We start from the raw sequence: 24,989 nt of genomic DNA on the forward strand, positions 1-24,989 counted from the left end.
AACGTCGTTGCGACTCGAGTCTCGAGCCGGAACGCGGGAGACGCCGGTCGATGAACCGGGAGATCAGTGCCAATCCCCGCAGGGGCGTCCTCGAGACGGAGTGTGCCGATAGATGTCCGACGCGGAGTTCAGCCTCATCGACGAGAAGATCGGGCTGTTCGGTGGGACCTTGCTTCTCGTCGGGAACGTCATCGCGATGACGGCGTTTCTCCTGCCTGCCCACCTGATCGCCGACGACGGACTCGGTCCCGAGGTCGCAATTGCGATGTTGCTCGTCATCCTCCCGGTCACGTTCAGCATCCTCAGTACGTTGCAGATCGGCGGGGCGATGCCGGCCGCCGGCGGGAGCTACGTCTACGGCTCGCGGCTCATCAGTCCCTTTTTCGGCTTCCTGTTGCCGTGGATCGTCATCCCGTCGATCTGGCTCGGGCAGCTCTACCTCGCGTTCGGCTTCGCCGAGTTCGTGAGTTTCTTCCCGACGTTCGACTGGATCCCGATGTGGGCACTGATGTACGCCGTCATGATCCCGTTCGTCGTCCTGAACGTCCTCGGTATCCGGCTGGTGACGCAGGTCCAGATCGTGCTGGTCTCGATCATCATCGGCGGAATGTTGCTGTTCATCCTTCCGGGGACGCTCCACGTCGACACCGGCAACTACTCCGGGATGTTCGAATCCGGAACGGGACCCTTCTTCCTGGCCGTCGTCTCGCTGTCAATCGCGATGCACGGCTTCGGCCTCGCGACCGATCTCGGGGAGGAACTCGAGGATCCGGTGACGAACATCCCGCGCGTGCTGGGGCTGAGCGCCGTGATCTCGATCGGGCTCATGGTCGCCCTTGTCGTCGTCGCTGTCGGCGTCGTGCCAACCGAGTTCTACGTCGAGAACCGCGACGCCGGCGTCGCGTACGCCGCCTTCGAGTTCCTGCCGAGCGGCGGTGCGTACGTCGTCGCGTTCGCCGCGGTCGTGGGGGCGTTCACTTCGCTGAACACGCTGTACACAGCCTACTCCAGACAGCTGATGCGGGCCGCCCGCGACGAGGCGATCCCGCTCTACTTCGCGAAGCTCCACCCCGAGTACCAGACGCCCTACCGGGCGATTCTGCTGCTCGCCGTGCCGGCGTTGATTCTGGTGCCGCCGATCAGCCAGACGACGCCCGTGCTCATGGCCTCGGTGTTGGCGATGACCTCGATGATCGGGGCGATTATCAGTTCGATCGCGCTGTGGAACCTCCCCAAGCGGTTCGAACGTCGCTACGAGTACTCGATCTACAAGCTGCCGTTGCCGTTCCTGAAGTTCGTCGCCGTCGGGAGCGCGCTCGTGGCCACCGTGTTCCTCCTCGGGGTCTCCCTGGAACTGGGCTGGGTGCTCGCGATCATCCTCGGCTGGATGGTGCTCGCCTACCCGACCTACCGCTACCGCGTCTGCTCGCTCGAGGCGAACAAAGACGTCGATCTGAGACGACGGATGAAGTCGCTTCACGATTACGAGGAAGAGCGCGCCGAAGCCGGCTCCCGTGCCGGTCAGGAACAGTCCGTCGATACGGAAACCGACGTGGATAGCTCGTCACCCGCCGAGGATTGATCAATATGCTAAACTGGCTCCCAACGAAACGAGAACCCGAACCCGACCTCGAGTCGGCCTCGCCCGCGCTGCTCAGACGGCGAGCGGTCGCGACGGTGATCGATCTGGCGGTCTGTTACTTCGTCATCGAAACCGCGATACTTGCGGTGCTGATGGTCGCGTTCACGGACTTCTTCGTCGCCCCGAACAGCGACGCGTTCGCACTCAGTATCGTCGGTCTCGTGCCGATCTACCTGCTCTACACGTTCTGCTTCGAGTGGCGGTACACCAGAACACCGGGGAAAAAGCGCATGGGTCTGCTCGTCGTCGAGGCGGATGGCTCTCGATTGGGACTTCGCACGGCGGCGGTTCGAAACATCGTCCGGTACGTCGACTGGCTGCCGGCGGGCTACGCAGTCGGCTGGCTGCTCGCTCGCCGATCCTCGACCGGGAAGCGACTGGGCGACCGACTGGCCGGTACGCTCGTCGTGCGTCCGGTCACGACCGCTGACCCGCTGTACACGACCGAGCGGGAACGATACGACGTCGAGGACGGATCGACTAAAACAACCGAGCGTCAGTAGTCCGCTTGCTGCTGGACGTCTTCGTACCGGCTCTGATGCTCTTCGTAGGCCCACTCGTAGGCGTCCTCGGGATCCTGTCCGTCGACCAACACCCGGTTCGTCAGTTCGGCGTCGATATCGAACGTCCCGACGTGTAGCGTCTCGGGACTCGAGGGGATCTCCGGATTGTCGAGTTCGGGGACGATCTCGTCCATGACGAACTGGTTTTTCTCGAGGAACGCCCCGTCTTCGATCTGGAATATCTCGGCCGACTGGTAGGCGTCGGTCTCGATGATATCCTCGTACGGCGGAAGGAATCGCATCGGTTCGATGAGTGAGACTTCGACGTGCCGGTCGGACCCGTACATGTATCGTTTGAAGTCCTTGGCGTCCTCCGGATTGCTCGAGTTCTCGACGATCGGGGTGCCGTTGACGAGCACCCAGCCCCGCGAGATCGGGTCGGCCCCTTCGCGCATCGGGATCAGCGCCTGGTCCGTGGCGAGTGCAACCTCTTCGGCTCCCGCGAAGTACGCCGGACCGCAGAGCCACGCGTTGTTCATGAAACACTGGCCGAACCGACCGGCGATCCAGTACTCGATCGTCTCCTCCCAGCCGATGCTCGAGGGATCCGGCGAGTACTCGGACAGTTCTTGCAGTACGTCGAGGACGGCCATCGCGTGCTCCTCTTCGAACCAGAGTTCGACGTCGCCCCCGTTTTCCTCCCAGAACCAACCACCCGAGTTGTACAGCCAGTTCGAGAAGTCGGAGCCGGATTTCCCCGCCGACTGCCCGGCGAGTCCGAACCCGCGCATCTCTTCGAACTCGTCGGACTCGTCGATGATGCGAGCGTTTTCGACCAGTTCGTCCCACGTTTCGGGGACCTCCAGATCCAGTGCCTCGTAGACGTCCGACCGATAATTGAGACAGCCGCCGACGTAGATCCCGTGTGGAATCGAGTGCGTTTCGTCCTCGCGATCGCCTCTCATCGGCTGCAGCGTGTACTTGTAGAGCGCGTCGCCCCACTCGTCCTCGAGGTCGTCGACGACGTCGTCGACGGGCATGGTTAGCCCCTGATTGATCAGATCACCGATTTCGGCGGTCGTCGCGTGGTAGATCTCGGGGGCGTCGCTAGCCTGTAACAGCGTCGCAAGCCGTTGTTCCCCTGTCCCGTGGAAGCCGGCGTGCTCGACGTTTATCGGGACCTCGGATTCCTCCTCCCATCCTGGGACGAGTTCATCCTCCCAATAGGGTTCCCACTGATCACCGGAGAAGTCGGTCAAAATGTGTATCTCGTCTTCGTCGTCTCCCCCACCAACACAACCCGCGAGGAGTCCGGCCGAACCGGCCCCGATACCCTGCAGTACCCGTCGCCTGTGTATACCAGTGTCTGGCATATACCGTGGGCATTGTTAACAATCGTTATAAAGTTACCGACTACAATCACCGTTTTTAGACAGGTGCCGATTTCGGTTGCCGAACTGATTCAGTCGATCCGAAGTCCACTCTTCGGATCGAACGTCTTTATCGCGCCCGTATCGAACTGGAGCCCGTACTGCTTGCCGTTGCCGCGGAACCTCGGCGGCGTAACCACGGTAATTCGCCCGAGCGGCGTGTCGAAGAGGCTGTGGGTCTGATCGCCGAGCGTCTCGTCGAAAACGTGCTCCCCGGTCACGCCCTCGTCCGGATCGTCCGCGATCGAGATATCCTGCGGTCGGATACCGATTCTGACGTTGCCGCCGGCGTACTGCGTCAACGCCTCCGAAGTCTCGACCTGATAGACCGCGTCTCCGATCGTGAGATCCATCGTTCCGTTGTGCTGTTCGATGCCCGCGTCGAAGAACTCCATGTTCGGCCGACCGATGAACTCCCCGACGAACGACGAGGTCGGTTCGTCGTAGACCTCCTCTGGCGGCCCGACCTGCTCTAGTTCGCCGTCGTTCATGACCGCGATGCGATCGCTCATCGTCATCGCCTCCTCCTGATCGTGGGTGACGTACATCGTCGGACAGCCGACCTTCTCGGTCACTTCGGCGAACAGCGGTCGAAGCTCGTGTTTGAGCTTCGCGTCCAGATCGCTCATCGGTTCGTCGAACAGGAACATCGCTGGCTCCCTGACGATGGATCGACCGAGCGCGACGCGCTGTTGTTGTCCCCCGGAGAGCTCGCTCGGGTGTTTGTCCAGCTGGTCGGCGATCTGTAACATCTCCGCCGCTTCGCGGACTCGCTCGTACCGTTGCTCCTTGCTCTGTCCCTCGAGTTTCAACGGGTAGGCCATGTTGTCCTGGACGGTCATGTGCGGGTAAAGCGCGATGTCCTGAAACAGGAGTGCGATACCGCGTTGTTGGACCGGGTAGTCGGTGACGTCATGGTCGCCGAACATGACCTGTCCCGACGTTGTGCTCTCGAGGCCAGCCACGCAGCGCAGCGTCGTCGTTTTCCCGCAGCCGGACGGGCCGACGAGCGTAATGAACTCGCCGTCGTCGATTGTGAGGTTGAAGTCGTCGACCGCGACGAGCGATCCGAATTGTTTCGTGAGGTTCTGGATGGTGATTTTTGCCATGGTTTCGTAGTGTGTTGAATCGTGTTTAATTGGTCTTCTCGATACTATTTCAGAGCGCTCGAATCTTGAATCCCTTCAGCAGGTACGACTGCAGGAAGAACGCGAACAGAAGTGCCGGTAGCGAAACCAGCAGACTCACAGCCATGAACTCGGGCCAGCCGGTCTCCCACGAGGAGTGAAACAGCCGGAAGATTCCCGGCGGGAACGTAGTCGCCGAGTCCGACGGCATGAGGATGTACGCGAACGTGAAGTCGCCCCACGCGATCGCGAACGCGAACACGGCGTTGGCGATCATCGCCGGCTTGGTCTGTGGGACGACGACATCGAGGAACCCGCGCCACCTCGACGCGCCCGCGACCCAGGCGGACTCCTCCATCGACGCCGGGATGGTCTGGATGTACTTCCACATTAGCCAGACGGCAAACGGCATCGATAGCGCGCTCAGCGCCAGAATCAGCCCGACGTACCTGTTGAGCAGTCCCAGCGCGTCCCAGATGAGGTACAGCGGAATCGCGAGGACGATCGGACTGAACATGTAGCCGACCAGCAGAAATCGGGCGGTCTTGACCTTGTGTTTGTAGTCGAACCGCGCCAGCCCGTAGCCAGCGATTAGCGAGACGACGATGACGGTCACGACGACGCCAACCGTGACGATGATGCTGTTCAGCAGGTATCGACCGACGGTCGGATTGAAGATCACGTCGAACTGCTGGACGGTGAACGTCTCTGCTGTCGGTATCGGGAAGAACCCGTCCTGGACGCCCAGACGGGTCATGAACGAGCTTCGGGCCATCCAGTAGATCGGGAACCCGAGAACGACCAGCAGTGTTGCCATGCTTCCGTACAGCCCGGCCCGGTAGATGAGGCTCCGATAGGTGTGTGGAATCCGGAAGCTGCGACCGAACTCCGGTTCGTCGGGTTCGTTCTGCGTGCTCATGTTTCCACCTCCTGACTCGGGTTGAGGTGTTTCAGGTAGATCAGTCCGCTCGCGAGCAGGAAGACGAACATCACGATCGCGACGGCGTTGCCCATCCCGTAGGCGCCGAGTTCGAACGTCTCTCGGTAGGCGAGGATCGGCATGGTCGTCGTCGCGCTACCCGGACCGCCCTGGGTCAGCTGGTAGATGATATCGTACTTGTTGAACATGAACACCGCGCGGAGGAAGATCACGACGAGAATCGCGCCGTAGAGCCGCGGCAGCGTAATGTCGCGGAACATCTCCCAGGTCGTCGCCCCACAAACCTTCGCGGCTTCGTAGAACCGATCGGGGATCGACTGAAGCTGAGCGAGCGTGAACAGCGTCACGAACGCCGAGAACTTCCAGCTACTGATGAGAACGACGGCGGTCATCGAGAGGCTCGTGTTTCCGAGCAGGTAATCGCTCCAGAGACCGAGCTGTTCGGCACCGATCCAGTGGAGCACTCCGTCGTACGGATCGAGCATGAACAGGAACATCATCGTAACGATGATCGTCGGGATGAGGTACGACGTGAACACGAGCGTACTCAGAATCCGGCTCCCGCGGGAGATCTTGTTCAACACGAGCGCCATCCAGACGCCGACGATCAGTTGGATGACCGTGGAGCCGATCATGAATACGAACCCGCGCCACATCGACCCCCAGAAGCGATCGATCTGGAAGACCTCGACGTAGTTGCTGAACCCGACGAACTCCCACTGCGGGTTCAACAATGGGATGTTGTGAAACGATGCGGCGATCGCGAATCCGATCGGTATCAGCGCGACCAGTGTGTACAGCAACAACACCGGCAGGATCGTAAGCCAGCCCCAGAAGTCCTCCGAGGAAATCTCGAACCCACCGATCGAGATTCCGTCGTCGTAGAACCGACGGGATCTGTCTACTGGCTCAATGTCGGTTGCCATGGAGTCACAATACACACGATAATTGTTAACATTTTCCCTCACGGCTGGTAGCTTCCGGCCAATCAGGTTCGCCCGGACGAACTGCTTCCGGGGCGAAGTAGTGCACTTATTGTCTTCTGGAGTTCCTGAACTGTCCAGTTTCCGCACCCGAAAGTTACTGTTCGTGTAGAATACCTCTCCGCGTGACGGGGTGACCCCTCGAGCCCGGCGCGCACGGAACGGAGGAGAGTATTTTTACCCCTGTCAACGCGTTGTCTACCCATGAGTGTACCACGAGAGAGTCACGCGATGGCGGCCGATCGGTCTCGAGACGGCTCGCCGTCGGCTGGGGCCCGACGGGAGCGTCGCCAGTCCAGTATTGATATCAACTCGACGCGACGCCTCCATCCGAAGCGACGACGGCCGGAGGCGAGCGACCGATGAGCGTCGTCCTCACGCCGTACGTCTTCGGCGCCGGCGGCGAACGGCTCGTCGACGCGATTCGCGACCGTCGGCCCGATATCGATCTGGGGCATCCCGACGAGGACGACCTGCTCGATGCGGTCGTCGACGCCGAGATCGTCGTGACCGGTCGACTCCCGGAGGAGGTGCTGACCGCAGCGGACGACCTGCGTTGGGTACAGGCGCTCAGTGCGGGAACGGACGCCTACGATCACGACGCGCTCGACGCTCGAGACATCGCATTGACGACCGTCTCGGGAATCCACGCGAAACCGATCGCCCAGCAGGTGCTGGGATATCTGCTTTACTTCGAGCGGCGGTTCGATCGCGCGATCGCCCAACAGCGGAGCCGTACCTGGAAGCGATACACTGGTGGCGAGCTGGGCGACCGCACGATCGGTATCGTCGGCGTCGGTGCGATCGGATCGCAGATCGCCGACTACTGTACCACGTTCGACGCGCGCGTCATCGGGACGAAACGCGATCCGAGCGACGCGCCCGCGGCCGTGGACGCCGTCTACGGTCCGGACGACCTCGAGACCGTCCTCGCTGAGAGCGACTACCTCGTCCTCGCCTGTCCGCTCACCGAGGAGACGCGCGGGCTGATCGACGCCGAGGCGGTGGCGACGCTGTCCGACGACGCCGTCCTCGTCAACATCGCCCGCGGTGAGGTCGTCGATCAGGCGGCGCTCGTGGACGCCCTCGAGTCCGACGAACTCGGCGGCGCGGCGCTGGACGTCTTCGACGAGGAACCGTTGCCCGAGACGTCGCCGCTGTGGGACCGCGACGACGTGCTCGTGACGCCGCACATGGCGGGGTCGACCCCCCACTACTGGGAGCGCTGTGCCGACGTATTCGTTCGGAACTACGATCGGTTCCGGGACGGGGAGGCCCTCGAGAACCGGGTCGTCTGAGTCAGCGTACCGATTCGCCGACGTTCGGTTCGTCGATAGATTCAAGAACCGATCCGTCGACAATACTGTATGTCAACGCTTCGCATTGATGCGAACGTACCGAGTCTGTCCCCCGAGACGGGTGACGCCGCCGAACGTGCCGAGGAACTCGGCTTCGACGGCGTCTGGACGGCCGAAACGGACCACGACGCCTTTTTGCCGCATCCGGTCATCGCGGATCGGACCGAGCGGATCCAGCAGGGAACGCGCATCGCGCTCGCGTTTACTCGAAGTCCGATGGCCCTCGCCTACACGGCCTGGGATCTCGCGCAATACTCGAACGGGCGGTTCGTGCTCGGTCTCGGCACGCAAGTCAAGGGGCACAACGAGCGACGGTTCAGCGTGGACTGGGAATCACCCGGCCCGCGACTGCGCGAGGTCGTCGAATCGGTGCGCCACATCTTCGACGTCTTTCGGGGTGAGACCGAACTCGACTACGAGGGCGACCACTACTCCTTTTCGCTGATGACCGAGACGTTCGATCCCGGGCCGATCGACCACCCCGACGTGCCGATTTACATCGCCGGCGTCAACGAGTACAACATCCGGCTGGCGGGCGAACGCTGCGACGGACTGGCGATGCACCCGTTCAACACACCTGCGTACGCGAGCGACGTTATCGCTCCGACGGTCGCGGAGGGGGCGGACCGCACCGACAGATCCCTCGAGGACGTCGCCCTCTCGGCGAGTCCGTTCGTCGTGACGGGCGAGACGGAAGACGAGATGGATCGCTCCCGCGAGGAGGTCCGCCGCCGAATCGCCTTCTATGGCAGTACCCGAACCTACCACGACGTCCTCGAGCACCACGGCTGGGGCTCGATCGGCGAGGAACTCCACGAACTCTCCCGAGATCAGCGATGGGACGAGATGGCCGACCGCGTCACGGACGAGATGGTCGCGACGTTCGCGATCGAAGCGCCGCCCGAAGAACTCCTCGACCGCGCTCGAGACGCCTACGGCGGGATCGCCGACCGACTCGTCCTCCCCCTCGATCAGGGCGAGGCCTTCATGAACGAGTAACGACGAACGCCGTCGAAACTGTCGAACGAGACGCGCCCTCGTCGCTCCAGCGTTCCGAGCGCGCCCAGCGTGTCGAGCAATTGTGCCGGATACCGAACTTCGCCGGCGCGATTTCGGGTGATCTCCATCGGCGTCGCCGGTCCGACGGTCACGACGGCCTCGAGGGTATCGGCGGTGAGCGACTCGAGTTCGTTTCGGGTGAACTCGACGGTCTGTCGGTGCGTCGTGAAGACCGGTCCGTGACCCGGGAAGATCCGATCGAACGAGCGTTCCTCGAGACGATCCATCGCGTCGTGAAACGCGTCGACGGCCTCGTAGGCACCGTGATCGATCCCGACGTGGATCGCCCCGGGCCGGAACGGTTCGACGAGCGCGTCACCGCTGAACAGCACCTGCTGGTCGCCGACCGTCGTTGCGAGGCTCGCGTGATCGATCTGATGACCGGGCGTGTGGATAGGGTCGAACTCGAGACCCGCGACCGAGAACAAGTCGCCGAACGCGAAGCCGACGGCCTCGTCCGGGGCGAGCAGTCGCCGGTTGCGTTGCAACGAGTCCCGGGCGCGTTCGACCTCCCGTTCGATCGCCTCGCCCCGGTAGCCCGCGGAGCGGCCGATTTCGCGAACGCCGTCGGCCAGGTCGGCCGGGTCGCGCTCGAGTCGCTCGAGCACCGGCGCGGGCGCATAGACGGTCGCACCCGCCTCGCGAAGTAACGGCACCTGCCCGATGTGGTCGCTGTGGGGGTGGGTGACGACGACGGCCTCGACGTCTCCCGGCTCGTAGCCGCGTTCGGCCAGCCCCTCGCGGATCGTTTCTTCGGCTCGATCGCTGGGGTCACCGGCATCGACGAGGATCGGTGCCGGCGTCTCGAGCAGGTAGGCCGCGGCGTGCTTCGGCGGCCACTCGATGTCGAACTCGAGTCGCGTGATCTCCGTTTGTGCGGAGTCCACCGTCCCCTCCGTCGGTTTGCTCATCGACTCGCCTCAGATTAACTCGCGGGCGATCGTTCGTTTCTGGATCTCGTCGGTGCCCTCGAAGATGCGGAAGACGCGGGCCGAACGGTAGTTCCGTTCGATTGGCAGGTCCTTCATGAAGCCGGCACCGCCGTGGACCTGCATCGCGATGTCGGCCGCGTCATTGGCCAGTTGCGCGCCGCGAAGTTTCGCCATCGACTCCTCCTTGCGAGCGCGCTCGCCGTTGTCCATCTTCCAGGCTGCATAGCGGTAGAGCTGACGAACCTGTTCGATGTCGGTCGCGAGTTCGGCGAGTTGGAAGGAGATTCCCTGTCGGTGACCGATGGGTTTCCCGAAGGTTTCCCGCTCGCGAGCGTACTCCACGGACATGTCTAGCAGGAACTCGGCTGTGCCGACTGCGCCGGCGGCGATATTGATTCGACCGCCACCGATCCAGTCCATCGCCGACTGGAACCCTTTGTCGACCTCGCCGAGCACCTGCTCTTCCCCGACGCGACAGTCGTCGAAGCGGAGGGGGCCGTGGGTTCCGGGGGTGATACCCATCGTACGGTGGATCTTCCCCACCTCAAAGCCGGGAGTCCCCTTGTCGACGAGGAAGCACGTGATTCCATTGAGGTCACCGTCCTCGCCGCTGGTTCGGGCAAAGACCATCGCGAAATCCGCGTAGGGGGCGTTCGTAATCCAGACCTTCTCGCCGTTGATTACCCACTCGTCCCCGTCTTTCTCGGCTCGGGTGTCCATGTGGTGGGCGTCGCTGCCGTGGCTCGGTTCGGTCAGTGCGAAACAGGTCGTGATCTCGCCGTCCATCAACGGGTCGAGATACTCCTCGCGCTGACGTTCGTCACAGTTCAGCAGGATTGGCGTCGGCCCACCCGCGCCGCCGAAGATGGCGCTGTGAAAACCCGGTGGCCGGTTGGACATGTGTTCGCCGACGATAGCGCGAGTGAGAATGTCGACATCACCGCCGCCGACCTCTTCGGGCATCGTCATGCCGTAAAAGCCCGCCTCGACGGACTTCTTGCGGATCTGTTCGACGATGTCGCGGTACTCTGGAACCTGCCGGTGGTTCTCGTCGACAATGTGTTTCTGGTAGTCCTCGTCGAGGAATTGGTTATACTCGTTCTCGAGCGGTTTGACTTCCTGATCGACGAAGTCGTCGAGCGCCTGCTTGATCTGCACCGCTTCGGACGGTTCGCTAAAGTCCATAGCCTATATGACAGAACATGGTACATAAGTGTTATCGTGGCCCATACGTCTGACGGGAGACCGCGAATCGGGAAGTGTCGGTCGGCGGACGGACGCCGCTGTTCGACAGAACAGAACAATTATGTCACCCTACCGGCAACGTATTGGTATGACAATTCAGGGCACAGACGAGGGCGACAGGGTGCAATCGGTCGTCAAGACGCTGGATATCCTCGAGGCCCTCTGGCAGTCCGAGGGCGCCGGCGTCACCCAGTTGACCGAGCGCACGGGACTTCCGAAGAGTACGGTCCACGCCCACCTGACGACGCTTCGCTCGAAAGGGTACGTCGTCCAGGACGGCGATGAGTACCGACTGGGCATTCGGTTCCTCTCCTTTGGCGAACACGTCAAACACGCCGAACCGCTGTACGGCGCGTCCGAGACGCCGATCGAGGACCTAGCGGACTGGACCGGTGAGCGAGTCCTCTGTTCGACGGAGCAGAACGGACTGGGAACCGTCATCCGGGCCTGCGACGGCGAACGGTCGATCTCTTCGACTATCGACGTTGGAACGCCGACGTACCTCCATTGTTCGGCCGGCGGCAAGGCGATGCTCGCACACTTCGATCGGGCAAAGATCGATCGAATCGTCGATAACTGGGGGCTTCCGGCCTTTACCGACGAGACGATCACGGACTGGGAGACGCTGGAAACGGAACTCGAGACGATCCGCGAGGAGGGTGTCGCGTACAATCAAGGCGAGTACCTGCCCGGTATCAGTGCGGTCGGTGCTCCGGTGCTCGACAGCGACGGGAGCGTCCACGGCGCGGTTACCGTTGCCGGTCCCCAGCACCGACTCGAAAACGAGTGGGAACACGAGGAACTGCACAACCAACTGCTCTCGGCCGCGAACACGATCGAAGTGAATCTCCTGTTCACGGAGTGAGTCTCCGCGCCGCGTCCGGTTCGATTCCCTGCGTTCGGCCTGGCTGAACGATGCTCTGTGATGAGATCGAACGCTAGATTCGTGTCTCGACTCGTCAACGGAGAGTATGCTCGATTTCTTACGTTCCTGCCGACTGAACGCAGGATTATTTACAGTCGTATGTATGTAATTGTCTGTGCGACGGTCGTTCTCCCTCGTGGAACCGGTACCGTCTCCCGACTGTAGTGGAGACGGCGTCGGGGCGTTTCGCGAGGATGCCCAGGCGTTGCTGAAGTCCTCCGCGGAGTAACGAAGATAGCGTCCCTACAAGTGATTTCCATCGACTCGGATACGCAGGTCTCGGGAATTCGTTGTCGACGACAACGACCAAGAGTAGGTGAGTAAAAAGTAACTACAATAGCTGATAGATGGTAGAAAGTTATGCAATGATATACAATATACGAAATATCAGTACCACCTCTCTTGTCCGGAGAGGATTGCCGGTCTGTTCCGGACTCGGCACCCGACCGATCGGAGGAGAATAGCTCCTACACTGTCTGTATACTACCGTTTCGGTATCGATTAGTAGGAGTTTTTCGTATTTCGATTCGTACGGTTCGTGTACTGTTACGGAATCGCTCGAGCCGTGTTTACACTCACGGTATTCGACATTGTATCGAAAAGATACTCAAACATGTTCAAGTACATGTTTGTAGTATTACAATCGGGCCGAAGGTACATCCGTGGCCGAGAGAGTCATCGGTTCTGTTATTTTCCGCACAATGCTTGCAGTTCGATTAATGCGCGTCTGTGCCAAACGGATCGATGGGATGGGAGTGGTTACAAGACTTCGACTGATCATCGACGACGACGGAGAGCTGTACGAGTGTCGCAACTGTGGTTCGAAGTTTGACCACGAACCCGACACGTGTCCGACCTGTGGATCGGGCGAAATTGCTCACTACGAGTTTTGAGCGAATTGCCAGTTGCCAATCATCTGGCCTTTGGGATCCGTCCGCACAGACCACTGTCTGGAGCCGACTACTCCGGTCAGTTGCGCGTCGCAGTGCCAACCTCCCACGGCGACGAAGCCATCTGTCTGGACGGCGAAAAATAGGTATGAATCGCTCGAGTCCGGATTCGACAACTGCGCCGACACGCGAGCAGGACACGAGGACGTTGCCGGCGGACGAGACCAGAACGGCGACGTTCGGGATGGGCTGTTTCTGGGGTCCCGACGCCCGCTTCGGCGCGATAGAGGGCATCGTTCGAACGCGTGTCGGGTACGCCGGTGGGACGACACCGAACCCCAGCTACCACTCGCTCGGGGACCACACCGAAGTCGTGCAGGTCGAGTACGATCCTGACAAACTGGGCTACGAGGACCTGCTCGAGGTGTTCTGGACGAACCACGACTGGGCCTCGACAGCGCCCAAACGCCAGTATCGGAGCGTCGTCCTCGCGGCGGACGATGACCAGCTGGCAGCCGCCGAGCGGTTCCGAGACGGGCTCGAGGAGCGGGCCGGCCGGTCGGTTACGACGAATCTCGAACGACTCGAGACGTTCACCCGAGCCGAGGACTACCATCAAAAGTACGAACTCCGATCGACGCCGGTCGTCGGCGACGAACTCGCAGCCCGCTACGGCGACGCGTTCGTCGACTCGACGGTCGTCGCACGGCTCAACGGTTTCGTCGCCGGCCACGGCGACCCCTCACGGCGTGAGGCGCTGATGGAAGGCGTTGACCTCACACCGACACAGCGCTCGGAACTGCAGCGGCGCTTCTGATCGGGACGTTTCGTGACCCTACTTGTACGTCGACCACGAAGGAGGGGGTATGACTGACGACGATCGGTACAAACTGTTCGGCGTCTACCTGTCGGAGCCAACCGTCGACGCGCTCGCAGAATCACTGTACGAGGAGGCAGGCGTCGTCGACCTCGAGACGTACTTCGACGAGACGGCGGATTTCGTCCCCGCCGGCGATCCGGGTGCCGACACGACCGACGCGCTCCTTGCGGATGTCCTCGAATCGTTCGCTACCCTGTACGACCACGCTGCGTTCGAAACGGCGGAAGCCGTCGATCCCGACTCGTTCACGCTCGTCCACCTCGCGGCCAGGCCGCGACACGTCACAGAGCTTCGCGAACGCTTTCAGGCCGCAGCGACGATTCAGGAAACCGACCTACGGACGGTACAGACGGCGATACTCGCGGCTCACCTCGAGACTGAACTGACAGCGTAGCCGGGGGCCGACGGTCTACTGATCGGGGTCGCGTCGCTCGATCATCGCCAACGCAACGAAGGAGACGACGATGTCACCGTCTTGATTGTATCCTTCGACGCGGCTGTCGACGTACCCTCGCCGGGGATCGCTCTCCGAAATGCGTTTGTCCACGATCTCCGTTCGGACGGAGAGCGTGTCGCCGGGTTTGACGGGTCGTTTCCAGCGCAGTTCGTCGACGCCGCGTGCACCCATACTCGCTCGCTCGTCGATCGGGCCGTCGACGAGCATTCGCATGCACATCGAGGCGGTGTGCCAGCCGGAGGCGACCAGTTCGCCGAACGCGGAGTCCTCGGCTGCGTCCGCGTCGGTGTGGAACGGCTGCGGGTCGTACTGTTCGGCAAACTCGACGATCTCTTCGGCCGTGACGTTGTACTCACCGAACTCTCGGACGTCTCCGATCTCGATGTCCTCGTAGTACTGCATTTCCTCCAACTGAGGCGCACGTGACCAAGAGTGTATGGAAAGGAGAACGAAACGAGACCGATCGACTGTCTCGCTACAGCTCTTACAGATCGTCGATGCTTACCCGGGGCCCTATTTAACCGCCGATGTTTATCAGTTAGAGCCCTCGATAGCGCGTTCGATGTTCCACACCGCGTATCTCGTGACACATTCGCGGAGCTGACCGTCCCAGGTTCTCGACCACAGCGTCTCACCGTACCGACGGCGCGATCCGAAAAACACCGACTCGGCGTTCGAACGTTAGTAACACGTCCGACCATCGATCAAGAGATTTCTCACGTGGCCACGCAAATCCATCACTCTCGTCGGGATACGTGGTGTGACACCTTGCGGTCGCCGTTTCGTGCAAAACCCCACCCAGTCGTAGCCCTTATCGGCAGTAACGGCGGTCGACATGTCGAACTTCCGCACTAGCACCTGCCAGCCGATCTGTGTATCGTGCGATCATTTCATCGAGCAGTGTATATCTAGGATTAAATCTGTCTCACAAACGACGAGCAACGTTGTCTTCACCGCCTCGAACGAGCAATCGGTGCGTCTGACGTAGTGCTGGCTGGCTCGGATGCGATCCACGCCGGTTGTATCGATTGCCAGAACATCACCGAGTTCGTATAAATCACCCGGAGAATCGAGGATCGCTCCCCCATCATTTCATCCGAATCTCCTGCTTTCGCATGTACCCGCCGAGAAGTAGGTTTGCAGACCCATTCCGCCCGCTTCACTTCCTAGTAAGTTTGGTATTTTTAGAGATACTAGAAATTCGATATTACCTCAGATTTCTCACCTCCCGTAACTGATCAGCTAAACGAGTTCCTCACCCAGTGGTCGTGTGAGCATTCAGTAAGTTTTGGAAAACTGACGCTCCGTCCGACTGTCGTAAGGGTAACCGACACCACGACAGCGTGTCTCGCGACTGAGATCGGGTCGGTTGGGACAGACTTGAACCACGCCGAGACGTGCTCGCGGAATTGTAGCAAGCCCGGGTTCACTTCGGCGTGATCATCGACGAGTACGGAATCACCGAAGAGGTCGTCACCACCGAAGGCCCCACCGGGGTGATCGTCGGCGGAATCCTCCGGTCGATCGAATCGGTTCCATCCGGGTCGTCCGACCGCCCGTCGACGCTTCTCGACGCGATGGGACGTAGCAGACGACCGCCAACGGATCAAAATGACTGATAGTTGTCCGTTCGCGGTGGTTTCACGGACTGGGAACACCGAACGAGTACTTGAGTGGGAACAACGATGCTCCACCTAGCATGGCTATGACTGAGTTTCCGATCGTCGACGAGAACGGAATCGTCCGCGCCACGCCCTCCGCGGACACCGTCCTCGAACTCCTCGCGAACGATCGGCGCCGAGCGGTCGTCGCCGCGCTCGATCGGCACGACGAGAACTGGATGCGCGTCGAAACCCTCGTCGAGCGCCTCTCGACGACGTTCGAAACGACGGAGTGGAAGATCGAACTGCATCACGTCCATCTACCGATGCTGGACGACGAAGGGCTCGTCGAGTACGACGACCGCAACGGAACGGTCCGGTACTACGACTGTGAACTGGTCACGGACGTACTCACAGCAGTCGAACGGCACGCGATCGGGTGAGGGCGCCCGGGTCCGTGGCGATACCGTCGCGACTGGCAGGTCCTGAAAGCGCATTGCCCGAACGTGGGAACTGGCATCGAGAGGATCGAACCGGGATCGGACACCAGGGACTCCCGCCCGTGCTTCAACCCGACGCCGCATAGCCGACGCCGGTCGCCCGTCCCCCAGCGCGATCAGGAGACCGTCAGCACTGGAACGGTCGATCGGCGAACGACGCGAGCCGTCGTGCTCCCTAGCAGGCGGCCGGAGCCGACCGCTCGTCCGCGCGTGCCCATGGCGACGAGGTCGGCGTCGACCGTCGAGGCGTACCCGAGCAGTACCTCGGCGGGGAGTCCGCGCCGCACGTTGGTCTGCACGTCGAGGCCGCGATCGCGCGCCAGCTCCGCGATCGCCTCCGTCGCGTTCCGGCCGCCCTCCTCGAGCAGCCCGATGATGCTCCGGGGCGCATCTTCGAGGTCATACGTCGTCGGGTCGACGACGTAGACCGCGTAGATCTCGGCGTCGTACTTCTCTGCGAGATCGAGGGCGGTCTCAGCGGCACGTTCGGCGTGATCGCTCCCGTCGGTCGGGACGACGATCCGATCGTACGAGACGGCTGCTGCGGGAGTCGGCTCCCCGTCCTCTGGGCGGCGAACCGACAGCACCGGCACGTCGGCCCGCGTAATCACCCGCTCGGTGGTGCTCCCGAGGCGGACCCGATCGGCCCCGGTCCGGCCATGGGTCCCCATCACGACGATGTCGACATCGTTGTCAGCGACGTACGAGAGGATCTCGCGGTACGGGACGCCCTCGCGTACCTCGCGCGCGGCGTCGATGCCGTGTTCCTCGGCCCGGTCCGTGACGCGGATGGTGGCCTCGCGTCCGTGCCCTTCCGAGCGCTCGCGGACCGAGGCTCGCTCGTCGTTGGAGAGGTCGATCGGACCGCTTCCGGTGTCGACGACGTAGAGAGCGTGCACGGCCGCGCCGTAGGTGTCCCCCAGTTTGATTGCGTGGCCGATCGTCGCGTCTGCTCCGGCACTGTCGTCCGTCGGAACGAGGACTGTACTGAACATACCGTACTGTTCAATCCGGACGGTCATCAAAACCACCCCTCGTTCATCGCCCGCTCATCCGCGCCGGATGCGATCGGCAGATCACTGCTCCTGCTCCGTGTACTGTCCCTCCCCCAGTCGAATATCGGGGATGGATGGCGGGGCGTAGTACCGGACGATGTGAACGTCGTAGGTCGCGTCCGCGGCGACGCCGCCGGCGACGCTGGTCACTGGCCGAGCAATCTCGCCGATGTCGTCCGTGCCGAGGAATACGACCGCCGGCCGGAGATCGTCGGCGACCGCCTTGATCCGGGTTGCGATCGCCGCCGGCGTTCCGTGGTCGATTCGCTCGTGTCGAAATTCGGCCCGAGGAGCGATATCGACCACGCCCTCCCGGAGCTTGTTGGCGACGTACTGTACGGTGAACGGGTCCTCCTCCCGCCGTTCGTACCACCCGACGTCGATCGCGTACGCTTCGTCGTCAGGAACGACGGACAGGGCGATCACGTCTTGATCCAGCGCCTCGCCGTACTCGGCGGCCCGCTGCAGCGCTGCCTCGGCGAGGTAGGAGCCGTCGAACGGAACGAGAAATACCATCGGTACGAGAGCCTTGGTCACACGGGATCAACAACCTTTGGGGCGCAGTCACATGCTGGCGGTCGTGCCGACCGCCGCCCGGTCCGAGGGCAATCGGTGGGCTCGAGCGGGAAGGCGTCACTACCTCATACGGACTGCTGTCCGTCCGTGCCGCAGCGATCGCGTCCCGTCGGGCGGTCGCTGCGGAACATCGGTACGGCTGTCCGTCTCTCCTGATGATGGTCTCTGGAACCGGTGTGCGACGGACGACCGTCCCGGCGACGCTTCCGCTACTACGGATCGTCTCCGGACCGTAGCCCGACAAATTATAGTCTCTGGCTGTCACTCGTCATAGGACAGATGAGTGAACGCATCATGGTCCCCTACGACGGAAGCGATCACGCGGAAGCCGCGCTTCGATTCGCGTTCGAGACGTACCCCGACGCGACGATCGTGGTCTTCCACGTCGTCGAACCGTTCGCCGAGCACACCGACGCCGGGGTCGAGAACGTCCGCCGGTGGCAGGATCGCGCCCGCGGATACGCGGAAGCGGTCTTCGAAGAGGCAGAGACCGTCGCCGAGGCGTCCGATCGATCCGTCGAGACGGACTGGGAATACGGTCGGCCGCGCCACGTGATCGTCCGGTACGTCAACGATCATGACATCGATCAGGTCGTGATGGGCAGCCGCGGGCGCGACGGGATCGATCGGCTCCTCCTCGGCAGCGTCGCGGAGACGGTCGTCCGGCGGGTCCCGGTCCCGGTGACGGTCGTCGGGGACGCGAAACTGGGCGAGTAGTCGGCGCAAGCGAGCGACATCCCGCCGACCCCTTACCGGACGACCGTCACCCGAACTGGCGAGCGACGGGTGACCGTCTCGGCGACGCTCCCGTAGATCGGTCGCTGCGGTTCCGGCCGACCGTGCGCCCCGATGACGACGTGATCGACGGGCTCGTCGGTCGCATACTCGAGGACGAGTCGGGCCGGATCGCCGACGTCCGAGTCCGTCTCGACCGATCGGTCGTAGTCGGCTGCGACCGCCGCGACGTCGTCGAAGATCCGATCGCGTAACTCGCCGACGTACCGGTACCACTCTTCGGTGCCGAGCATCGGTTCATAGGACGACTCGCCAGCGCCAGGTGGGTCGGGATCGAACAGGTCGACGACGTGGTACGCCGTTACGTCGGCATCGGGAAACTCCCGCAAGGCGTGCCGGAGTGCACGCAGCGACAGCGTCGATCCGTCGACGGGAACGAGAATGCGACTGGGCATACGGACCGCTACGGACTGGAGTAGCATAGTGTTCCCTCGGGACCGGTATTTTCCCGCTCCGCGTCGAACGACCCGTATGACGAGGATCGAACTCCCTGAAGCCGAGACTGACGGCTCGACGAGCGCCGAGCGAGCGATCGCGACCCGAGCGAGTCGCCGGTCGTTCGCTACCACGCCGGTCGCGCTGACGGACGTTTCCCAGCACCTATGGGCTGCCCAGGGGGTCACCCACGTCGCAGACGGCGTCGAGATGCGGACCGCGCCAAGCGCCGGCGCGACGTATCCACTCGTCGCCTTCCTCGAGGTCGCATCCGAGGGCAGCACACAACTCGACCCGGGGCTGTACCGATACAAGCCGAGCGACCATGCACTCGAGCCGACGCTCGAGACGGCCATTCACGACGACCTCACGACGGCCGCACTGGACCAGCCGGTTGTCGGCGACGCGCCGGCGACGATCGTCCTGGCGGCCGATTACGAGCGGACCTGCAGTCAGTATCCAGACCACGGCGAACGGTACGTCCACATGGAGGCCGGTCACGCGGCACAGAACGTCCACCTCGTCTGCGAGTCCCGCGAGCTGAACAGCTGCCCCGTCGGGGCCTTCGCCGACGCGAAGGTCGCTGACACACTGTCGCTGCCCGATGACCTCGATCCGTTATACCTGGTGCCGTTTGGCTACCGCCCGACGGAGCAGTAACGGGAGCGGCGGATCGGCCCTGCTGGACGGTGACGGGAGCGGCGGATCGGCTCTACTGGACGCACGTCCCTCACGGTGGCGTTCGAACCAGTCGGCGGCTACCTCGGCACTCGCCTCGAACTGGCACTGCATGCGTTCGAACGGCCGCTCGAGGATCCTGAACGGATTATTGTCGGTCGTCATGAGTATCTATGGAGGGGCACTGATGGGACGTAGCAAGCTTTCATCCCATCAGTGCCGACCCGAGGAAGATGACGACCAGTGAGAAGATCGTCCCCATCGGCTGCGGGTGTACGAAAACGGGCGCGTGGATAAGCGCGAAAGCCGCGCCGGCGAGGAAAATCGCACTACTCCGGCCGTACGCTCCGTAGGTCCGTTTTTACACGATGTTCCGGAAAACGAAATCCACGACGGGGGCGTTGAACAGGAGGAGCAGCGGGATCAACGCGAGCAGCAGCGCTGTGTCGTCCCCGACGAGAAGGATTACTTCGTTCGAGACGACGCTCGCTCCGACGAACGCACCGATCGTGACGGCGATCACCCCAATAACTGCCCGTACCTGACGCTCATCGCGAGTGCTGGTCTCGTTCATGTGTGGCGTTACTCCTCAGGTGGGACCGTCACCACGGGAATCGGCGACGTTTCGATGGTGCGCTGGGTGACGCTCCCCACCAAATACCTGTGGAGTCCGCTCCGGCCGTGGGTTCCCATGACGATCAGGTCGACGTCGTGTTCCTCTGCGCAATCGACGATCTCGCGGGCGACGGGACCGTTCCGTCTCGCTTCCTCGTACTCGAGACCCTCCCGATTGGCGATCTCGCGCGCTTTCGCGAGCGCGTCCGTCACGCGCTCGTCCCACTCTTCTTGTGCCTTGGATCCCCTGGTCATCTCCGGAATTACCGACAGCGCGTGAATCGTTGCGTCGGACGATTTCGCGATTTCTGTGGCCTGTTCGATCGCGCGGACGCTCGGACCGCTGTTGTCGGTCGGGGTCAGTATGCGCTGTATCATGGCTCCTCTATCCGATCTGTGCACGATTCACATAATAAATCACGAGGGTAGAAGCGGCCGTTCTCGCGGGAACGGGCTGCAACGAGATGGCGTCCTGCGGTCGCTTCACTGATACGGTCGGCTGTACCGATGTACCGGCGTAACCGCCGACGCTTCGCCGTTTCGGCGGGAATGACTGACAGCAGACCGTATCAGTCGCCACGATTGATCCTCTCGCCGAACGTTTCCTCGTCCCAGACGTGGTCCGACGGCCCCTTATTGCGCCAGTCCGGATACGCGTCCGCGATTAGGTCGATCACCGTCCGGCCGAGGTTCTCGAGTTCCCGCCGACGGAGGTCCGCCTGGGTGCGGATCTCCCTGCCCGCTTCGAACTCGCTCGAGAACCCACAGTTCGACAGTTCCGCCGGATCGGAAACCGGGACATCTCGGGCCATCACTCGCCTCTCCCGACGGTCTCGAGCGGTGGCCTCCGTTCTGCCACGCCGTCGCTGTAGCCAAAATCGGTCACAGCACGTAAATCGGGGCCGTTCCATCGCTGAGGGGAATATTGGTGGCCCCGGACGTGGGCCCTTTAACTCCGTGGACGCCGAACGGAGACCTATGCGGTTCCTTGTGGCCGTCGACGGCTCCGAAGAGTCAGAGAATGCACTCGCCTACGCCGCCGACATCGCAGACGCGATGGACAGCTCGATCACGGTCGTCCATGCCGTCGATCCAACCGTCCACGACGAGGGCGGGAGCGAACCGACCGTGTCGCTGTGGGACGCCGACCAGCGACTGGTCCTCGAGAGCATCGAAGACGCCGAACAGCGAGGGCTGGACCTGCTCGGGGACGTTTCGGCGTTCGCCGACGAACTCGGACGCGATGTCGAGATCGAACTGCTCTATGGCGACCCGGTCGTGGAGATCGCCGATTTCGCAGCGGACGAGGGGTTCGACACGATCTACGTCGGCCATCGCGGCCGATCGGAGCGTGCGGGGCTGATGCTCGGCAGCGTCGCAAAATCACTCGTCGAACGGGCGACCGTTCCGGTGACCGTCGTGCGCTGACCTCACCTTGCTGGGCCCCTCTCAGAAGGTGACAGCGCCGATCACTCCTCGAGCAGCCAGCCGAAGCGTTTCTCCCAGAACTCCTCGGTCGGGGGTTTCTTGCTCTGCCCGTCTGTCTTTTTGTCCCGGATCTGCCGTTCGAGCACGTCGCTCGCTTCGTTGATCGCGTGACTCGCCCCGTATCCTTCTCCAGAGGCGATGTACAGCCCACGGTCGGTGTGCAGCCGGATTCGGGCGAGCAACAGCGGCGTTCCGCGTCGCTTCTCGTCGTGCTCGTGGAGGTGAATCTTCGCGTCCAGCACGTTCATCCCGTGGTCTCTATCGTCGAACTTCTCGACTTTCGAGACGATTTCGTCGTAGGTCACGTCGTTGATCAGGTTGGTGCCGTAGACCTGTACGCCGCGGTTCCCGCCGGCTTCCCACGTCAGCGCGTCGAGGACGTCCGTCTTCGTGACGATACCGTGTGGCGAGCCGTTTTCAGTCACGACCAGCGACGAGCCGTCGACCTCGAACATCTCTTCGACGGCCGTCTCGAGCGTCTCCGACGGCCGAATGGTGCGGACCGGCGACGCCATGGCGTCGCGAACCGGAAGATCCAGCATCCGCGCGGACTCACCCTCTCTGGCACCGAACCCACCGCGGCGCGCACGGGCCGTACTGGAGGAGATTTCGCCGCCGAACGGATCCGTCCCGCCCGCGTCGCCACCCTGGCTCTGGACCTCCGCACGAACCGTCAGATCGGTCACGTCGTAGAGGCTGAGGATACCGACCGCCGTATCGCTCTCGATGACCGGCAGGTGCGTGATGCGGTGTTCTCGGAATCTGTTGAGCGCGTCGCCGAGTGACGACTCCGGATCCAGCGACACGAGATCCTCGGTGTACGCTTCGGCGACCGTCGCCGCGTCGAGATACGGCGTCACTTTCTCGACAATCGCGTCGGCGGTGACGACCCCGGTCAGTTCCCGGCTCTCGAAGACGGGGAGCAGTTGCGAGTCGCTGTCGATCATCAACTGCGCGACCTTTCGGATGTCCTCATCGGGCGCGAGTCGCGGGACGTGCCAGACCAGCGACCCGAGCTTTTCGTTCGGCTGGTGGTGGGACGTGGCGAGTTGTCGCCTGGTGACGACGCCCTCGTACTCGTCGCCGTGAACGACAACGCCCTCAACGTCCGAATCAGCGAACGTCCCGACCAGCTTCGAGACAGTGGTTTCCGGTGTGAATTCGACGTACTCCTCTGAGACGATCTCTTCGATGTTCATGATTGGTGTGTTCGAGTTTGGTCGTTCGGACTGTGCTGCGTCGGGCGAGTGCCGTTATTGGATCGTTCGTCGCTCGGTCTCAAGTAGTCGGTGGTCATTCCCAACCTGTTCGAATTCGGCTCACGTCTCGAGATACGCCATCGCTTCCTCGTCCGACACCTGTCCGAAGTTCTCGTAGAACTGACCGACACCCCTGAAGCCGGCGGGTATCTCGAGACAGACGACGTCGTCGACCGTCTCTTCCAGTTCGTCGATCGTGTCGGGCGGACCGACCGGCACCGCCAAGACGATCCGTCCGGCGTCGGAGTTTTTGACCCGCTCGAGGCAGGCTCTGGCGGTCGAGCCCGTCGCCACGCCGTCGTCGACGACCACGACGGTCTTGTCCGTCAGGTCGGGTTCCGACCGCCCGCCGCGGTATCGGTCGGCCTTCTGCCGTGCGTTCGCCGCTTCCGTCTCGCGTTGGTCCTGGAAATACTCCTCGTCGGTCCGCGTCCCGCTGATCGCGCGTTCGTTGCGCCAGACGCTACCGTCGCTTGCGACGGCACCGACGGCGTACTCGGGGTTTCCCGGGGCACCGATCTTCTTCGCCACGACGATATCGAGTGGTACGTCGAGCGAGTCGGCGACCGCGCGCCCGAGCGGCAGTCCGCCCCGCGGGATCGCGAGTGCAATATCCGCGTCGATCCCTCGCTCGCGGAGTTCCGCTCCGAGCCGTTCCCCCGCGTCGGTTCTATCCGTGAATCGTCCTGTCTCGTTCATCGTTTCGAAGCTGTGAACGACGTGTGGGCACATATAACGTGTTGGTGGGGTGCGGCGACCCCCATCGATAAAGAGGACTGCCGTCGTCGGAACGGATATGGCACAGCCAACGGACACCACCGTCTCCATCCCGGTCGACGACATCGAACTCGAGGGAATGCTCGACGTTCCGGCGGACACACAGGGAGTGGTCGTCTTCGCTCACGGAAGTGGATCCAGTCGAAAGAGTCCACGCAACAACTACGTCGCGGAGGTCATCCGCGACCGCGGACTCGGCACCCTGCTGTTCGACCTGCTCACCGAGGCGGAAGACAGGAACCGCGAGAACCGATTCGACATCCCGTTGCTCACGGAGCGACTCGTCGCGGTCACCGAGTGGCTCTGGAATCGCAACGAAACGCGAGAATGCACCGTCGGTTACTTCGGCTCGAGTACGGGTGCCGCGTCCGCACTCCGGGCGGCGGCACTCCTGCAGGACGACATCGACGCCGTCGTCTCGCGTGGCGGTCGCGTCGACATGGCGTCCGAACTGCTCGACGACGTCCGGGCGGCGACCCTGTTCATCGTCGGCGGGAACGACACGCAGGTGCTCGAACTCAACCACGAGGCCCGCGACCGGCTCACCTGCGAGAACGAGTTGCACGTCGTCGAGGGCGCGGGCCACCTCTTCGAACGCGAGGACGAACTCGAAGAAGTCGCAGATGTCGCCGCCGGCTGGTTCGCTGAGAGCCTGGCGTAGGGAACCGACTCGTACTGTCGGACAGTCACAGATTTTCGACCGAACGGGGGTCGAAAATCGGTACCGACTTTCGCCCAGCAGTATCAGCCTTCACTCTCGTTCGCGGGTGCAGCCGGAGTGCCGTGACTGATCGTCGCTTGGACAGTACGAACGAGGCCCGTGGCGAATCGGGCCGGTG

At 62.5% G+C, this 24,989-nt stretch carries 29 protein-coding genes; 14 read left to right on the plus strand and 15 right to left on the minus strand.

Annotation, left to right across the window (positions count from 1 at the left end; genetic code table 11):
- Positions 1 to 112: 112 nt before the first annotated feature.
- Both NATTI_RS0118100 and NATTI_RS0118105 read left to right on the plus strand, forming a co-directional pair.
- Complete coding sequence (locus NATTI_RS0118100; protein ID WP_006088469.1) at positions 113 to 1,582, plus strand: APC family permease; 1,470 nt, start codon at positions 113 to 115, stop codon at positions 1,580 to 1,582.
- Between the two features lie 5 nt (positions 1,583 to 1,587).
- Positions 1,588 to 2,145, plus strand: coding sequence for an RDD family protein (locus tag NATTI_RS0118105; RefSeq protein ID WP_006088468.1), 558 nt, complete (start codon positions 1,588 to 1,590; stop codon positions 2,143 to 2,145).
- Here NATTI_RS0118105 and NATTI_RS0118110 read toward each other — a convergent pair.
- The 4 genes from NATTI_RS0118110 to NATTI_RS0118125 all read right to left on the minus strand — a co-directional run bounded on the left by NATTI_RS0118110 (position 2,139) and on the right by NATTI_RS0118125 (position 6,568).
- Entirely contained in the window at positions 2,139 to 3,518 is a 1,380-nt protein-coding gene (locus tag NATTI_RS0118110) for an ABC transporter substrate-binding protein (RefSeq protein ID WP_019992019.1), read from the minus strand. The genes NATTI_RS0118105 and NATTI_RS0118110 overlap by 7 nt on opposite strands.
- An 89-nt stretch (positions 3,519 to 3,607) precedes the next feature.
- On the minus strand, positions 3,608 to 4,684 hold the full coding sequence (locus NATTI_RS0118115; RefSeq protein WP_006088466.1) for an ABC transporter ATP-binding protein: 1,077 nt from the start codon (positions 4,682 to 4,684) through the stop codon (positions 3,608 to 3,610).
- 49 nt (positions 4,685 to 4,733) lie between these two features.
- Positions 4,734 to 5,621: a carbohydrate ABC transporter permease gene (locus NATTI_RS0118120; RefSeq protein ID WP_006088465.1), complete on the minus strand. Its 888-nt coding sequence runs from the start codon at positions 5,619 to 5,621 to the stop codon at positions 4,734 to 4,736.
- Positions 5,618 to 6,568, minus strand: coding sequence for a carbohydrate ABC transporter permease (locus NATTI_RS0118125; protein WP_006088464.1), 951 nt, complete (start codon positions 6,566 to 6,568; stop codon positions 5,618 to 5,620). The genes NATTI_RS0118120 and NATTI_RS0118125 overlap by 4 nt, the downstream gene beginning before the upstream one ends.
- Positions 6,569 to 6,829: 261 nt before the next feature.
- Between NATTI_RS0118125 and NATTI_RS26190 the strand changes: the two genes are divergently transcribed.
- The 3 genes from NATTI_RS26190 to NATTI_RS0118135 all read left to right on the plus strand — a co-directional run bounded on the left by NATTI_RS26190 (position 6,830) and on the right by NATTI_RS0118135 (position 8,982).
- Positions 6,830 to 6,991 (plus strand): hypothetical protein, encoded by a 162-nt coding sequence (locus tag NATTI_RS26190; RefSeq protein ID WP_154658246.1) that lies wholly within the window; start codon positions 6,830 to 6,832, stop codon positions 6,989 to 6,991.
- Complete coding sequence (locus NATTI_RS0118130; protein WP_006088463.1) at positions 6,988 to 7,923, plus strand: D-2-hydroxyacid dehydrogenase; 936 nt, start codon at positions 6,988 to 6,990, stop codon at positions 7,921 to 7,923. The genes NATTI_RS26190 and NATTI_RS0118130 overlap by 4 nt, the downstream gene beginning before the upstream one ends.
- Before the next feature lie 69 nt (positions 7,924 to 7,992).
- The gene (locus NATTI_RS0118135; RefSeq protein ID WP_006088462.1) at positions 7,993 to 8,982 is read left to right on the plus strand and encodes a TIGR03617 family F420-dependent LLM class oxidoreductase; all 990 of its coding nucleotides are present in this window, start codon (positions 7,993 to 7,995) and stop codon (positions 8,980 to 8,982) included.
- Here the strand turns inward: NATTI_RS0118135 and NATTI_RS0118140 are convergent.
- Both NATTI_RS0118140 and NATTI_RS0118145 read right to left on the minus strand, forming a co-directional pair.
- A complete protein-coding gene (locus NATTI_RS0118140; protein WP_006088461.1) occupies positions 8,955 to 9,953 on the minus strand; it encodes an MBL fold metallo-hydrolase in 999 nt (332 codons plus the stop codon). The two genes, NATTI_RS0118135 and NATTI_RS0118140, sit on opposite strands and share 28 nt — an antisense overlap.
- A gap of 9 nt (positions 9,954 to 9,962) precedes the next feature.
- The gene (locus NATTI_RS0118145) at positions 9,963 to 11,159 is read right to left on the minus strand and encodes an acyl-CoA dehydrogenase family protein (protein ID WP_006088459.1); all 1,197 of its coding nucleotides are present in this window, start codon (positions 11,157 to 11,159) and stop codon (positions 9,963 to 9,965) included.
- Positions 11,160 to 11,307: 148 nt separating this feature from the next.
- Here NATTI_RS0118145 and NATTI_RS0118150 point away from each other — a divergent pair, with 148 nt between their 5' ends.
- The 3 genes from NATTI_RS0118150 to NATTI_RS0118165 all read left to right on the plus strand — a co-directional run bounded on the left by NATTI_RS0118150 (position 11,308) and on the right by NATTI_RS0118165 (position 14,308).
- A complete protein-coding gene (locus NATTI_RS0118150) occupies positions 11,308 to 12,084 on the plus strand; it encodes an IclR family transcriptional regulator (protein ID WP_006088458.1) in 777 nt (258 codons plus the stop codon).
- A gap of 1,098 nt (positions 12,085 to 13,182) precedes the next feature.
- The gene (msrA, locus tag NATTI_RS0118160) at positions 13,183 to 13,851 is read left to right on the plus strand and encodes a peptide-methionine (S)-S-oxide reductase MsrA (protein ID WP_006088455.1); all 669 of its coding nucleotides are present in this window, start codon (positions 13,183 to 13,185) and stop codon (positions 13,849 to 13,851) included.
- Positions 13,852 to 13,900: 49 nt separating this feature from the next.
- Positions 13,901 to 14,308 (plus strand): hypothetical protein, encoded by a 408-nt coding sequence (locus tag NATTI_RS0118165; protein WP_006088454.1) that lies wholly within the window; start codon positions 13,901 to 13,903, stop codon positions 14,306 to 14,308.
- 15 nt (positions 14,309 to 14,323) lie between these two features.
- Here NATTI_RS0118165 and NATTI_RS0118170 read toward each other — a convergent pair whose 3' ends face one another.
- Complete coding sequence (locus NATTI_RS0118170) at positions 14,324 to 14,782, minus strand: MaoC family dehydratase (RefSeq protein ID WP_338045748.1); 459 nt, start codon at positions 14,780 to 14,782, stop codon at positions 14,324 to 14,326.
- A gap of 1,025 nt (positions 14,783 to 15,807) precedes the next feature.
- On the opposite strand from NATTI_RS0118170, the gene NATTI_RS0118175 reads away from it, so the two are divergent.
- Entirely contained in the window at positions 15,808 to 15,990 is a 183-nt protein-coding gene (locus tag NATTI_RS0118175; protein ID WP_006088450.1) for a hypothetical protein, read from the plus strand.
- 86 nt (positions 15,991 to 16,076) lie between these two features.
- Positions 16,077 to 16,415: a DUF7344 domain-containing protein gene (locus NATTI_RS0118180; RefSeq protein ID WP_006088448.1), complete on the plus strand. Its 339-nt coding sequence runs from the start codon at positions 16,077 to 16,079 to the stop codon at positions 16,413 to 16,415.
- 173 nt (positions 16,416 to 16,588) lie between these two features.
- On the opposite strand, the gene NATTI_RS0118185 is transcribed toward NATTI_RS0118180, so the two are convergent.
- On the minus strand, positions 16,589 to 17,467 hold the full coding sequence (locus tag NATTI_RS0118185; RefSeq protein ID WP_394296401.1) for a universal stress protein: 879 nt from the start codon (positions 17,465 to 17,467) through the stop codon (positions 16,589 to 16,591).
- Between the two features lie 81 nt (positions 17,468 to 17,548).
- On the minus strand, positions 17,549 to 18,043 hold the full coding sequence (locus tag NATTI_RS0118190) for a universal stress protein (RefSeq protein ID WP_006088445.1): 495 nt from the start codon (positions 18,041 to 18,043) through the stop codon (positions 17,549 to 17,551).
- 339 nt (positions 18,044 to 18,382) lie between these two features.
- On the opposite strand from NATTI_RS0118190, the gene NATTI_RS0118195 reads away from it, so the two are divergent.
- Positions 18,383 to 18,820 (plus strand): universal stress protein, encoded by a 438-nt coding sequence (locus NATTI_RS0118195; protein WP_019992020.1) that lies wholly within the window; start codon positions 18,383 to 18,385, stop codon positions 18,818 to 18,820.
- Positions 18,821 to 18,852: 32 nt separating this feature from the next.
- Here NATTI_RS0118195 and NATTI_RS0118200 read toward each other — a convergent pair whose 3' ends face one another.
- The gene (locus NATTI_RS0118200; protein ID WP_006088442.1) at positions 18,853 to 19,293 is read right to left on the minus strand and encodes a universal stress protein; all 441 of its coding nucleotides are present in this window, start codon (positions 19,291 to 19,293) and stop codon (positions 18,853 to 18,855) included.
- A 76-nt stretch (positions 19,294 to 19,369) separates the two neighbouring features.
- Between NATTI_RS0118200 and NATTI_RS0118205 the strand changes: the two genes are divergently transcribed.
- Complete coding sequence (locus tag NATTI_RS0118205; protein ID WP_006088440.1) at positions 19,370 to 19,993, plus strand: SagB/ThcOx family dehydrogenase; 624 nt, start codon at positions 19,370 to 19,372, stop codon at positions 19,991 to 19,993.
- Positions 19,994 to 20,372: 379 nt separating this feature from the next.
- Here the strand turns inward: NATTI_RS0118205 and NATTI_RS26195 are convergent, their stop codons facing one another.
- The 3 genes from NATTI_RS26195 to NATTI_RS0118220 all read right to left on the minus strand — a co-directional run bounded on the left by NATTI_RS26195 (position 20,373) and on the right by NATTI_RS0118220 (position 21,438).
- Positions 20,373 to 20,585: a hypothetical protein gene (locus NATTI_RS26195; protein ID WP_152423926.1), complete on the minus strand. Its 213-nt coding sequence runs from the start codon at positions 20,583 to 20,585 to the stop codon at positions 20,373 to 20,375.
- A gap of 8 nt (positions 20,586 to 20,593) precedes the next feature.
- Positions 20,594 to 21,004: a universal stress protein gene (locus NATTI_RS0118215; RefSeq protein WP_006088438.1), complete on the minus strand. Its 411-nt coding sequence runs from the start codon at positions 21,002 to 21,004 to the stop codon at positions 20,594 to 20,596.
- A 191-nt stretch (positions 21,005 to 21,195) separates the two neighbouring features.
- On the minus strand, positions 21,196 to 21,438 hold the full coding sequence (locus tag NATTI_RS0118220; RefSeq protein WP_006088437.1) for a hypothetical protein: 243 nt from the start codon (positions 21,436 to 21,438) through the stop codon (positions 21,196 to 21,198).
- A gap of 166 nt (positions 21,439 to 21,604) precedes the next feature.
- Between NATTI_RS0118220 and NATTI_RS0118225 the strand changes: the two genes are divergently transcribed.
- The gene (locus tag NATTI_RS0118225) at positions 21,605 to 22,054 is read left to right on the plus strand and encodes a universal stress protein (RefSeq protein ID WP_006088436.1); all 450 of its coding nucleotides are present in this window, start codon (positions 21,605 to 21,607) and stop codon (positions 22,052 to 22,054) included.
- Between the two features lie 41 nt (positions 22,055 to 22,095).
- Here the strand turns inward: NATTI_RS0118225 and NATTI_RS0118230 are convergent, their stop codons facing one another.
- Both NATTI_RS0118230 and NATTI_RS0118235 read right to left on the minus strand, forming a co-directional pair.
- Positions 22,096 to 23,313: a CBS domain-containing protein gene (locus NATTI_RS0118230; RefSeq protein WP_006088434.1), complete on the minus strand. Its 1,218-nt coding sequence runs from the start codon at positions 23,311 to 23,313 to the stop codon at positions 22,096 to 22,098.
- Between the two features lie 120 nt (positions 23,314 to 23,433).
- The gene (locus NATTI_RS0118235; RefSeq protein ID WP_027119210.1) at positions 23,434 to 24,072 is read right to left on the minus strand and encodes a phosphoribosyltransferase; all 639 of its coding nucleotides are present in this window, start codon (positions 24,070 to 24,072) and stop codon (positions 23,434 to 23,436) included.
- 97 nt (positions 24,073 to 24,169) lie between these two features.
- Here NATTI_RS0118235 and NATTI_RS0118240 point away from each other — a divergent pair, with 97 nt between their 5' ends.
- Positions 24,170 to 24,811, plus strand: coding sequence for a dienelactone hydrolase family protein (locus tag NATTI_RS0118240; protein WP_006088431.1), 642 nt, complete (start codon positions 24,170 to 24,172; stop codon positions 24,809 to 24,811).
- The last annotated feature ends 178 nt before the right edge of the window (positions 24,812 to 24,989 follow it).

The organism is Natronorubrum tibetense GA33 (assembly GCF_000383975.1).
GTDB classification, from domain to species: domain Archaea; phylum Halobacteriota; class Halobacteria; order Halobacteriales; family Natrialbaceae; genus Natronorubrum; species Natronorubrum tibetense.

What these genes read in the sequence shown, in the direction of transcription:
- NATTI_RS0118100 (WP_006088469.1), top strand. Translation starts at nt 113, where the DNA reads ATGTCCGACGCGGAGTTCAGCCTCATCGACGAGAAGATCGGGCTGTTC.
- NATTI_RS0118105 (WP_006088468.1), top strand. Translation starts at nt 1,588, where the DNA reads ATGCTAAACTGGCTCCCAACGAAACGAGAACCCGAACCCGACCTCGAG.
- NATTI_RS0118110 (WP_019992019.1), bottom strand. Translation starts at nt 3,518, where the DNA reads ATGCCAGACACTGGTATACACAGGCGACGGGTACTGCAGGGTATCGGG.
- NATTI_RS0118115 (WP_006088466.1), bottom strand. Translation starts at nt 4,684, where the DNA reads ATGGCAAAAATCACCATCCAGAACCTCACGAAACAATTCGGATCGCTC.
- NATTI_RS0118120 (WP_006088465.1), bottom strand. Translation starts at nt 5,621, where the DNA reads ATGAGCACGCAGAACGAACCCGACGAACCGGAGTTCGGTCGCAGCTTC.
- NATTI_RS0118125 (WP_006088464.1), bottom strand. Translation starts at nt 6,568, where the DNA reads ATGGCAACCGACATTGAGCCAGTAGACAGATCCCGTCGGTTCTACGAC.
- NATTI_RS26190 (WP_154658246.1), top strand. Translation starts at nt 6,830, where the DNA reads ATGAGTGTACCACGAGAGAGTCACGCGATGGCGGCCGATCGGTCTCGA.
- NATTI_RS0118130 (WP_006088463.1), top strand. Translation starts at nt 6,988, where the DNA reads ATGAGCGTCGTCCTCACGCCGTACGTCTTCGGCGCCGGCGGCGAACGG.
- NATTI_RS0118135 (WP_006088462.1), top strand. Translation starts at nt 7,993, where the DNA reads ATGTCAACGCTTCGCATTGATGCGAACGTACCGAGTCTGTCCCCCGAG.
- NATTI_RS0118140 (WP_006088461.1), bottom strand. Translation starts at nt 9,953, where the DNA reads ATGAGCAAACCGACGGAGGGGACGGTGGACTCCGCACAAACGGAGATC.
- NATTI_RS0118145 (WP_006088459.1), bottom strand. Translation starts at nt 11,159, where the DNA reads ATGGACTTTAGCGAACCGTCCGAAGCGGTGCAGATCAAGCAGGCGCTC.
- NATTI_RS0118150 (WP_006088458.1), top strand. Translation starts at nt 11,308, where the DNA reads ATGACAATTCAGGGCACAGACGAGGGCGACAGGGTGCAATCGGTCGTC.
- msrA (WP_006088455.1), top strand. Translation starts at nt 13,183, where the DNA reads ATGAATCGCTCGAGTCCGGATTCGACAACTGCGCCGACACGCGAGCAG.
- NATTI_RS0118165 (WP_006088454.1), top strand. Translation starts at nt 13,901, where the DNA reads ATGACTGACGACGATCGGTACAAACTGTTCGGCGTCTACCTGTCGGAG.
- NATTI_RS0118180 (WP_006088448.1), top strand. Translation starts at nt 16,077, where the DNA reads ATGACTGAGTTTCCGATCGTCGACGAGAACGGAATCGTCCGCGCCACG.
- NATTI_RS0118185 (WP_394296401.1), bottom strand. Translation starts at nt 17,467, where the DNA reads ATGTTCAGTACAGTCCTCGTTCCGACGGACGACAGTGCCGGAGCAGAC.
- NATTI_RS0118190 (WP_006088445.1), bottom strand. Translation starts at nt 18,043, where the DNA reads ATGGTATTTCTCGTTCCGTTCGACGGCTCCTACCTCGCCGAGGCAGCG.
- NATTI_RS0118195 (WP_019992020.1), top strand. Translation starts at nt 18,383, where the DNA reads ATGAGTGAACGCATCATGGTCCCCTACGACGGAAGCGATCACGCGGAA.
- NATTI_RS0118200 (WP_006088442.1), bottom strand. Translation starts at nt 19,293, where the DNA reads ATGCCCAGTCGCATTCTCGTTCCCGTCGACGGATCGACGCTGTCGCTG.
- NATTI_RS0118205 (WP_006088440.1), top strand. Translation starts at nt 19,370, where the DNA reads ATGACGAGGATCGAACTCCCTGAAGCCGAGACTGACGGCTCGACGAGC.
- NATTI_RS26195 (WP_152423926.1), bottom strand. Translation starts at nt 20,585, where the DNA reads ATGAACGAGACCAGCACTCGCGATGAGCGTCAGGTACGGGCAGTTATT.
- NATTI_RS0118215 (WP_006088438.1), bottom strand. Translation starts at nt 21,004, where the DNA reads ATGATACAGCGCATACTGACCCCGACCGACAACAGCGGTCCGAGCGTC.
- NATTI_RS0118220 (WP_006088437.1), bottom strand. Translation starts at nt 21,438, where the DNA reads ATGGCCCGAGATGTCCCGGTTTCCGATCCGGCGGAACTGTCGAACTGT.
- NATTI_RS0118225 (WP_006088436.1), top strand. Translation starts at nt 21,605, where the DNA reads ATGCGGTTCCTTGTGGCCGTCGACGGCTCCGAAGAGTCAGAGAATGCA.
- NATTI_RS0118230 (WP_006088434.1), bottom strand. Translation starts at nt 23,313, where the DNA reads ATGAACATCGAAGAGATCGTCTCAGAGGAGTACGTCGAATTCACACCG.
- NATTI_RS0118235 (WP_027119210.1), bottom strand. Translation starts at nt 24,072, where the DNA reads ATGAACGAGACAGGACGATTCACGGATAGAACCGACGCGGGGGAACGG.
- NATTI_RS0118240 (WP_006088431.1), top strand. Translation starts at nt 24,170, where the DNA reads ATGGCACAGCCAACGGACACCACCGTCTCCATCCCGGTCGACGACATC.